This window comes from Bacillus sp. S10(2024) (genome assembly GCF_050473865.1).
Classification (GTDB): domain Bacteria; phylum Bacillota; class Bacilli; order Bacillales; family Bacillaceae_G; genus Bacillus_A.
The window spans coordinates 2,350,889-2,359,983 of sequence record NZ_JBFLUR010000002.1 but is presented as its reverse complement, the minus strand read 5'-3'; the positions used below and the strand labels follow the sequence as shown (position 1 = coordinate 2,359,983).

The 9,095-nt window shown below is 37.3% G+C and carries 14 protein-coding genes; 4 read left to right on the top strand and 10 right to left on the bottom strand.

Features of this window, described 5'->3' with window-relative positions; all coding sequences use genetic code 11:
* Nucleotides 1–32 precede the first annotated feature (32 nt).
* The 7 genes from AB1280_RS12125 to AB1280_RS12095 form a co-directional block, all read right to left on the bottom strand.
* A complete protein-coding gene (locus tag AB1280_RS12125) occupies nt 33–248 on the bottom strand; it encodes a spore germination protein (protein ID WP_272187232.1) in 216 nt (71 codons plus the stop codon).
* Between the two features lie 41 nt (nt 249–289).
* Nucleotides 290–676 (bottom strand): spore germination protein GerPE, encoded by a 387-nt coding sequence (locus AB1280_RS12120; protein WP_429755939.1) that lies wholly within the window; start codon nt 674–676, stop codon nt 290–292.
* Between the two features lie 12 nt (nt 677–688).
* Nucleotides 689–883, bottom strand: a complete 195-nt coding sequence (locus AB1280_RS12115) for a spore gernimation protein GerPD (protein WP_429755938.1) — start codon at nt 881–883, stop codon at nt 689–691.
* A gap of 6 nt (nt 884–889) precedes the next feature.
* On the bottom strand, nt 890–1,504 hold the full coding sequence (gene gerPC / locus AB1280_RS12110; protein WP_272187236.1) for a spore germination protein GerPC: 615 nt from the start codon (nt 1,502–1,504) through the stop codon (nt 890–892).
* Between the two features lie 61 nt (nt 1,505–1,565).
* Nucleotides 1,566–1,775, bottom strand: a complete 210-nt coding sequence (locus AB1280_RS12105; RefSeq protein WP_272187237.1) for a spore germination protein GerPB — start codon at nt 1,773–1,775, stop codon at nt 1,566–1,568.
* A gap of 16 nt (nt 1,776–1,791) precedes the next feature.
* Nucleotides 1,792–2,013: a spore germination protein gene (locus AB1280_RS12100; RefSeq protein ID WP_272187238.1), complete on the bottom strand. Its 222-nt coding sequence runs from the start codon at nt 2,011–2,013 to the stop codon at nt 1,792–1,794.
* Nucleotides 2,014–2,150: 137 nt separating this feature from the next.
* Nucleotides 2,151–2,330 carry an aspartyl-phosphate phosphatase Spo0E family protein gene (locus AB1280_RS12095; protein ID WP_272187239.1) on the bottom strand — a complete coding sequence of 60 codons (180 nt, stop codon included), beginning with the start codon at nt 2,328–2,330 and terminating at the stop codon, nt 2,151–2,153.
* A 226-nt stretch (nt 2,331–2,556) separates the two neighbouring features.
* Between AB1280_RS12095 and AB1280_RS12090 the strand changes: the two genes are divergently transcribed.
* Nucleotides 2,557–3,471 (top strand): fumarylacetoacetate hydrolase family protein, encoded by a 915-nt coding sequence (locus AB1280_RS12090; RefSeq protein WP_272187466.1) that lies wholly within the window; start codon nt 2,557–2,559, stop codon nt 3,469–3,471.
* Nucleotides 3,458–3,952 (top strand): HXXEE domain-containing protein, encoded by a 495-nt coding sequence (locus tag AB1280_RS12085; RefSeq protein WP_429755937.1) that lies wholly within the window; start codon nt 3,458–3,460, stop codon nt 3,950–3,952. The genes AB1280_RS12090 and AB1280_RS12085 overlap by 14 nt, the downstream gene beginning before the upstream one ends.
* Nucleotides 3,953–3,993: 41 nt before the next feature.
* Here AB1280_RS12085 and AB1280_RS12080 read toward each other — a convergent pair whose 3' ends face one another.
* On the bottom strand, nt 3,994–5,184 hold the full coding sequence (locus AB1280_RS12080; RefSeq protein WP_272187241.1) for an ornithine--oxo-acid transaminase: 1,191 nt from the start codon (nt 5,182–5,184) through the stop codon (nt 3,994–3,996).
* 153 nt (nt 5,185–5,337) lie between these two features.
* On the opposite strand from AB1280_RS12080, the gene AB1280_RS12075 reads away from it, so the two are divergent.
* Complete coding sequence (locus tag AB1280_RS12075) at nt 5,338–5,691, top strand: YisL family protein (RefSeq protein WP_429755936.1); 354 nt, start codon at nt 5,338–5,340, stop codon at nt 5,689–5,691.
* A 51-nt stretch (nt 5,692–5,742) separates the two neighbouring features.
* On the opposite strand, the gene AB1280_RS12070 is transcribed toward AB1280_RS12075, so the two are convergent.
* Nucleotides 5,743–6,294 (bottom strand): DUF2777 domain-containing protein, encoded by a 552-nt coding sequence (locus tag AB1280_RS12070; RefSeq protein WP_272187243.1) that lies wholly within the window; start codon nt 6,292–6,294, stop codon nt 5,743–5,745.
* 303 nt (nt 6,295–6,597) lie between these two features.
* Between AB1280_RS12070 and asnB the strand changes: the two genes are divergently transcribed.
* Nucleotides 6,598–8,445, top strand: a complete 1,848-nt coding sequence (asnB, locus tag AB1280_RS12065) for an asparagine synthase (glutamine-hydrolyzing) (protein WP_429757334.1) — start codon at nt 6,598–6,600, stop codon at nt 8,443–8,445.
* Nucleotides 8,446–8,856: 411 nt separating this feature from the next.
* On the opposite strand, the gene AB1280_RS12060 is transcribed toward asnB, so the two are convergent.
* Nucleotides 8,857–9,084 (bottom strand): hypothetical protein, encoded by a 228-nt coding sequence (locus tag AB1280_RS12060; RefSeq protein ID WP_429755935.1) that lies wholly within the window; start codon nt 9,082–9,084, stop codon nt 8,857–8,859.
* Between the last annotated feature and the right edge of the window lie 11 nt (nt 9,085–9,095).

Sequence of the window (9,095 nt, the reverse complement as noted above, 5' to 3'; positions counted from 1 at the left end):
GGGATTCCCTCCGTTTTTTTATTCCCTCCGCGCTATACTGTTCCGATTTGATCTTGATCAGCTACATCAGAATCAAATGTATTTGTACCACTTACACCGTTAAATGTATTCAGAACAAATGCAACATTTGATGAACCAGATCCGTTATAAGCTTTCGTATTTTCTTTCGGAGATACATTATAGAAGTCCCCTAAATTAAAAGAACCGTTACTATTTTGAACGACTAAGTTTCCGACAAGAGACGGCATATTTTCACCTACTTCAATATCCTTTTATGGTACTATATGCGTTATTGGCGAAAAGGTTCTTTTGTAACAAATTGGCGAATTTGTAAAATACGTGAGTTTGCAAATACGTAATCAATAGATCCAATGTGAAGACAAGACGCACTTAGCATACTTTGAATCGTAATGCAATCTACCTCGATAAAGGGATTTTGATTCACGACAGTCATGTTTACTTCGTTTATGCGAGTTGGAATTGTGATTTCGTCGTCGACAAATATATTATATGCTTCAAAGTTTCCTTCTTGAGAAAAAAAGTAAGGAATTTCGCGTTGAACGATAATGGATCTGTATTTTAATTCCATATGGTTCGTATCACCAATTTGAAAAACGGAACCGAGTCCTAGCGTGATGACAGTGGGCTGATGAACAACAGAAATATGTCGAAACAAACCGAGCCCTCCTTACCTAGGAGTGGTAGGTACAGCGGTTACGAGTGGTACAAATGGTCCGCCTGTAACTGATTCAAACGGTGTATCTAAAATAGAAGATGAAATAATAAGGTTTGCATCGCCAATCAAGAATAAAGCAGACGAAGATACCCCAAGGGATCTGATGTTTCCGACCTTGATTTCATGATTAATCACAGTGAAATTCATATGCAGTTACTCCTTTCGGAAGTTGCGTGGTATATGCTGAATAAAGGAACGAAATGCTTTATCGATATCTTGTTTCATTGCTTGAATAATGACATCTTTCATATACTGCGGATTAGATGTAATTTCGGGATGCGGCTGTACCTGAGATAAATAGTAAGGGAGACGATGTTCCATTTGTTGTTTAATATCATCAATCATCATTTGACGGTACATATCGTCAAGCGGTGTTCGTTCTTCTTGCTCAAAATGAAGAATCCTGCTATATGCTTCTTCGTCTAGATAGCGGTGCATTTCTTGAATGATGTCTTGATAAAAATCGGGATTTACTTGGGTTTCAGGGTTTACTTTTAATGTTTCAGTATCCACATTAAAGTCCTCGATCATTTCGCCTTTGCCCGTAAAGGGATTTAAACCAATATTTAATGTACCACTTAAATTTTCGACTTTTAGTTGATCAAATTTATATTCGACTTTTCCAATTGAAGAGGATGGGCGCTGTTTTAGTTCTGCTATTTCCTCTGTTAGCTGCGTTAGTTTTGTTTCTAAAAGATTTATTCTTTCTTGTTGTTGTTGAATTACTTGTTGTAATTGTTGTAAATAAGTATATAAATCTTGACTCACTGCTAGAAGCCTCCTTTTCAATCTGGAGGGTATATTGGTATAAGTCTATGATAGTAATCCATTAAGAAGAACTAGGAGGAGAAGGGGAAATAGAAATAATTTGTCCTGGATCTGTTAACGGCGGGGCTGGTTGTGTAAATCCACCGGTATTAGAGAACTTTGACAATGTTTTAATACTTCCTGCACTTCCAATTTGAAAGACAGCTGAAGTTGTAAGATTCTCTATTCTTATTTTGTTAATGATAATACTTTGTTGAACAAATAGTTTCAATTTTTATGTCCCTCCTTTAATAAGTAGCAGTGATTGGCTGATCGATTACATCATTATCATTTACATTTGTTATGTTTTCGTAATTGTATATGGATATCTGTTCTCCTACATTAAAAGAACCCGCTCCTGCAAATGCACGGGAATAACTAATGGGGCGAATGGCAAATACATCTCCAATGTGAAATACACCGCTTGATCCAACGTTGACAATATTAACGTGTCCAACCATTGCAGGCATAGAAAACACCCTTTATATGAAAATTTTTTGTATTTGTCCTTTTTAATTCGAATGTCTGTGATGAGAGTTTTTCTTTATTATTGTATGGGCGTTTGTGCGAATATGTGTCTATTATTTTTACAATAAAAGACGCGCACTTAGCGAGAGTGCACGTCTATATGGTGAGTTGGCGTATCATCTATTTGTATGAGTAATATAACATTTAAGAGCCTGTCCAGCTCTTGACTACAACTAACCGTTTTTTGAGATGTCATTCCGTATCGTTTGGCCAAGTATTTCATTTTTTCGCGTTTTTTTTCAATTGCTTGCTCAAACATAGAATCGGCTCCGTCTCCTTATAGATTTTAGATGTGTCTGTAGTACATATTATACAAACTTTCCATAAAAAAGAAACGCATTCGCTAAAAGAAGAAAGAATTCTACATATTTTGGCAAAAAAAAATTTCGATTGCACAAGTAATAGATAGAATATTGTAAATGAAAAATATTTTTAGGAGGATTTTTGTTAATAGGTACGAATACAATTACAGTATGAATTTGAAGATGGGATGTGGAAATGTGCGGTTTGTGACAGCAAAAACAGATGAAAAAGTGTTTGTTGGTGTTGTAGAAGAAACATCACAAACGGTGTTGCATGTAAGAGAAGCGCAGAGGAAAAAAGGAGAAAAAGTGACGATTCCTATTACGATGTTAGAGTGTATTGAACAAGGAGAATCTTTTATTACAAAAGTAAATGAGATTGTCGAATGGGCGAAAGAATATGGTAAGGATGCTTACTATTCATTATCGGAAATTAAGTTATTGGCTCCTATTCCAAGACCGAGAAAAAATATTCTTTGTGTTGGAAAAAACTATCGTGAGCATGTAATCGAAATGGACAAAGAGGGAACCATTCCAGAAAATATTATTATTTTTACAAAGGCTCCAACAACTGTAATTGGCGATGGGGATCAAATTTATAGTCACCCGCATGCGACAAGTGAGCTTGATTATGAAGGAGAGCTTGCAATTGTAATCGGTAAACGTGGAAAGGAAATTCAAAAAGAAGAAGCCCTTCAGTATGTGTTTGGTTATACGATTATAAATGATGTGACAGCCAGGGATATTCAAAAGAAGCATAAGCAATTTTTCCTTGGAAAAAGTTTCGATACATTTTGTCCAATGGGGCCATCAATCGTACATCGATCAATGATTGAAAATCCAAACGCACTTCATATTGAAACGAAAGTGAACGGGGAAGTACGTCAATCTTCTTCAACGGCAAACATGATATTTTCTATTGAAGAAATTATCTCAATTATAAGTAAAGGGATGACGTTAGAACCAGGAGATATTATTGCAACTGGGACACCGGCCGGAGTTGGAAAGGGATTTCACCCACCTCGATTTTTACATGCTGGTGATGAGGTTATTGTCACTGTAGAAGATGTTGGAACGCTTCGTAATGCTGTCAAATAAAAAGGCGCGTTCTCCTTATTTCTGGATTATCCCCATTATTTTTGCTTTGCACAATGCAGAGGAGTATTATTTTTTTCCGGAAATGAAGTATTTCCGCCCGGTTCAAATGGAAGAGAATATGTTGCAATCCAAGCATTTTTTCATAGCAATACTTCTATTAACTGTTTTTGTGTGCGGGGTAGTGATGATACACGATTTGTTTTTGAAGAAGCTTACATTATACATGGTGTTGTTTACACAAACTATGATTTTTACGAATGGGATTGTTCATCTTGTCGGGGCAATCTTGAAGAGAGGGTATGTGCCTGGACTTGGTACAGCTTTCTTTTTAATCATTCCATTTTCATTGTTTTTGTTTTGGAAGGGAAATGTAGTTGGTTGGTGGAAATGGAAGCACGTGTGGATATCGTGTATTATCAGTATTTTACTCATGTTTTCTATTCTGGCTGGTCTATTGTATATAGTTAGGAGCATTGCATAGCAAAAAGAAGGTTGCCGTTTAACGGGCAACCTTCTTTAGTATTAAGATAATACTTCTTTAATTTTTTCGAATGCCCATTGTAAATCTTCTTCAGAAATAACAAGAGGCGGAGCAATGCGGATTACATTGTCATGTGTTTCTTTACATAGTAAACCAACTGCTTTTAATTGTTCACAGTAAGGGCGTGCAGATTCATTTAATTCGATACCGATAAATAATCCTCTTCCGCGCACGTCTGTAATCATTGGATTGTCAATTTCACGTAATTGATTTACTAATTTTTCTCCTAATTGTAAAGAGCGTTCTGTTAATTTTTCTTCTAATAATACATCTAGAGAAGCAAGAGAAACTGCACAAGCTAGTGGATTACCACCGAATGTAGAACCGTGAGAGCCTGGCTCAAATACTTCTAAAATGTCACGATTTGCAGCAACGCAAGAAATTGGGAATACACCGCCGCCTAGTGCTTTTCCAAGGATGTACATGTCAGGAATAACATTGTCCCAATCACATGCAAATAATTTTCCAGTACGGCCTAAGCCTGTTTGGATTTCATCTGCAATAAATAATACATTTTCTTCTTTACATACATTGTATGCTTCTTGTAAGAAACCTGCTGGTGGAATGTTAATACCTGCTTCACCTTGGATTGGCTCTAAAATAAATGCAGCTGTATTTGGTGTAATTGCTCCTTTTAATGCATCGATGTCGCCGTAAGGAATAACAACAATACCTGGAAGCATCGGTCCAAATCCGCGTTTATATTCCTCATTAGATGACATGGATACAGCACCCATTGTACGGCCATGGAAGTTATCTACACAGACAATAATTTCAGCTTTATTATCTTCTACTTTTTTCACATCATATGCCCAGCGTCTCGCTGTTTTGATAGCGGTTTCAACAGCTTCCGCACCTGTATTCATTGGTAAAATCATTTCTTTATTAGTTAATTTCGCAACTTTTTCATACCAAGGGCCTAATTGATCACTGTGGAATGCACGTGATGTTAATGTTACACGCCCAGCTTGGTCGATAAGCGCTTGGATAATTTTTGGATGGCGATGACCTTGGTTTACAGCAGAATATGCACTGAGCATGTCCATATAACGGTTGCCTTCTGGATCTTCTACCCAAACACCTTCAGCTTTTGCAATTACGATTGGAAGTGGATGATAGTTATTTGCTCCGTAAGTTTCTGTTAATTCGATAATGTCCTTTGTTTGAATCATGCTAGTTCCCCCTTTTGTTTTTACAAGAAGTTTGTAAATACTCTAAATATTATATCATTTAAGCGAAAAAAAAGCGAAATATTTCCTGTAAAGAAATGAACGTGGTATCATGTATAGTGAAAAAGTTTGGGAAAAGAGGAGGAAGGGATTTATATGGTACATATGCACATTACGGCATGGGCTCTTGGGATTATTTTGTTTTTTGTGGCATATTCGATGTATACGAGTGGAAAACAGGCAAAAGGCATGCACATGGTAGTTCGCTTGCTGTACATTTTAATTATTGCATCAGGGTTATTAATTTACAAAAATGTTCACTGGATGCCTATGTTATATGGAATTAAAATGCTTGTTGGCATCTGGGTAATTGCTTCAATGGAAATGGTTCTTGTGAAAGCGAGTAAGCAGAAAGCAACAGGGGCGTTCTGGACTCAATTTGTTATTGCATTTGTAGTTGTATTGTATCTTGGTTTACGATTACCGCTAGGGTTTTTACCATTTGCTTAAAAAAGAAGCACGTTATCTCGCTCTATAAGTGAGATTAACGTGCTTTTATTGTTAATTTCCAACGTGTAATTCATCTCCATCTGCTTTTGTGATTTTAAATAGATCCTTATCGTTTGTAGAATAGCGGACATAATGGTGATGGAGGGCGCAAATCATTTCTTCGTTATCAAATAAGAGAATATTAACGCCTTCGCATGAATGGTCTTTTGGCTGGAATGATAAAAAATTGTGAGCATAGATGCAATCGTATAGAGAGTAGCTTAGTGATTGCAAAGCTTCCGTGACAAGTGAAAAGGATGAATCTGAAAGCTCTTCGATCCACTCATGATAGCTTGTCAGCAGTTTTTTTCGAATGCGAATGGTTTCACCATTTTGCAGCGGATGATGTTCATTTGCTACTTTCAAAATATTATGTTCATAAAAGCGAGCGGGTAACCAATTGTTGTTATATAAAATCTCAAATCCATCTTCAATCATATCATCTAGTAAAAAAGCTTCATCACTTTCTTCGTCAAAAAATACCCATTCTTCGTTTATATATTCAACATTTCCAATTGTATGGGCACGCGGTTGACTATACAAAATATGTTTACGTTGTTTCATTCGTGTTCGCTCCTTTTCTAATAGAAGTTTCTGTTCTTGTTATAGACAGTTCAGTCTTTGTTTATCCAAAAATCGGTAATTTATAATTAAAAAAAGCAGTTCCAAAGGCGTTTGTCGATGGGATAGAGGGGTTGTGTCATCAGGCAGCAGTGTCAACTCCACTTGTGTTAAGCATCTGGTAAAGATGATACCAAGATCTGAGGAGATAAGTGGAGGGAGTTTTCATAACAAAGGAACATAGAATTAAAATTGGGCATAGAATAAAAACAGACTGCGGATATGAGATGAGAAAGGGTGATTGCAATGTGTGGCATTACAGGGTGGGTTGATTATACAAAAGTGTTATTACAAGAAAAAGAAGCCGTAACGAAGATGGCCGAAACGCTCGCAAAAAGAGGTCCGGATGACACGAACGTTTGGCTTCGGAATCATGTTGCTTTTGGGCATAAACGGTTAATAGTTGTCGACCCTGAAGGTGGTAGACAACCGATGGTGCGGGAAAAGAAAGAAGAACGTTACGCCATTTGTTATAACGGCGAACTATATAATACAGAAGATATTCGGAAAGAATTGCTGAAAAGAGGTTATACGTTTAAGGGGCATTCTGATACAGAAGTATTGCTGGCTTCTTATGCGGAATGGAAAGAACAATGCTTAGAGCATTTAAATGGTATTTATGCATTTGCTGTATGGGATGAACAGGAAGACAAAGTTTTTATTGCGCGTGATCGATTAGGAGTCAAGCCGCTATTTTATAAACATGATGCTGGGCGATTATTGTTTGCTTCAGAATTAAAAGCGATTTTAGCTCATCCTCATGTGAAGGCGGAGATTACTACAGAAGGATTAGCAGAAGTATTTGGATTAGGTCCGTCTCGAACTCCTGGGCATGGTATATTTGCTGGAATTGATGAGCTGCGTCCAGGTCATGCACTTACGTTTTCGAAAGATGGCTTAAAAATTTGGCGTTATTGGAATGTTGTGAGCGAAGAGCACACACATAATTTTGAAGAAACAGTAGAACACGTTCGTTTTCTATTGCAAGATGCCATTACAAGGCAGTTAGTATCGGATGTTCCGCTTTGTACATTTTTATCGGGTGGCGTCGATTCCAGCGCAATTACCGCATTTGCGGCGATGGCATATGAGCGAGAAGAGAAAGGGAATCTTCATACGTATTCGATTGATTATGAAGATAACGAAAAATATTTCAAATCAAATGCATTTCAGCCAAATTCAGATGCTCCGTTTATTACGTTAATGACAAATACATTTGATACGATTCATCATCGCTGTGTAATTTCTAACGAGAGTTTAGCAAAACATTTAACGGAAGCTGTCATTGTTCGTGACTTGCCAGGGATGGCGGATATCGATTCTTCTTTACTTTGGTTTTGCCGAGAAATTAAACAAGATTTTGTCGTAAGCCTATCAGGTGAATGCGCTGATGAAATTTTTGGTGGTTATCCATGGTTTTACCGTGAGGATGATTTACAATCTAGTGCGTTTCCGTGGATGCGATCTACAGAAGCGCGTGAACAATTGTTAAAAAAAGAATGGCGTAAAAAACTAAATTTACAAGAGTATGTTCAGTATCGCTATGAAGAATCGGTGCGTGAAACCCCGTTGTTAGAAGGAGAAAGCATACTGGATACAAAAAGAAGACAACTATTTTATTTAAATATGGTCTGGTTTATGACAACGCTCCTTGACCGAAAAGATCGGATGAGTATGGGGGCTAGCTTAGAAGTGCGTGTGCCGTTTGCAGATCATCGACTTGTCGAATATGCATGGAATATTCCTTGGGAAATGAAAATGTATAAAAACCGCGAAAAAGGTCTATTACGCAAGGCGTTAGAAGGTGTCTTGCCAAATGATGTTTTGTATAGAAAGAAAAGTCCATATCCGAAAACTCATAATCCATACTACACGAAGGTTGTCACTTCATGGCTGCAAGAGCTATTAACGGATAAACAGTCGATTCTCCATGAATTATTTGATAACGACCAATTGCGTGGATTAATTGAATCAGGCGGTAGTGCATTTCAAACGCCGTGGTTTGGGCAGCTCATGACGGGCCCTCAATTGTTGGCGCATTTAGGGCAAATTCATGTTTGGTTTAAGGAGTATAATATAAATATTAAGGACTAAAACTGAAGGTCATAGCCTGTAAGCTATGACCTTGTTTCTAATAATGGTATTTGAAATTTTTTTCCTCTTCCGTTGTTGTTAAGGTGATACGTTACAGATTGAAATATCCTTTATTCCTTCTACACACGATTAGAACGAATAGATTTCCGAACCTATTGGATGCACAGACCGCAAATTAAAAATAATATAAGGACAAGTGTAATAGTTGCCCCCCTAATTTATCCCGCTATTTGCGGGCAGTAATACTTCCGTCTCAAAATTTAGTGGAAGCAAAGAAATTAGGCGGCCCGTAAAAGCCCGATTGGTTCAACTAACCTTCAGTGGAAAAGGCGCCCACTAAAGGAAGTTTCACTTTATATGAAGACGTGAATCCTAAAAACGTACTATCTCTAAGGGAGTAGTAGACTTTTCTCAGAAATAGTATGTTGAACCAAACGGAATTGTTGAGAGATCAGTTGGATATATGACATAATGATATGCAACATGATGGGGCATAACATGATGATATACGACATGTGCAAAAAGAGGAGTTGTTTCCATCATTTGGTGAATTGCATGAAGTGTCTGTTGTGCAGCACCATATGTGACGGCGGCACCTACACCTGCTTGTCTTGTGGTGTTAAAAACCGGATTTATCATAATGATTCATA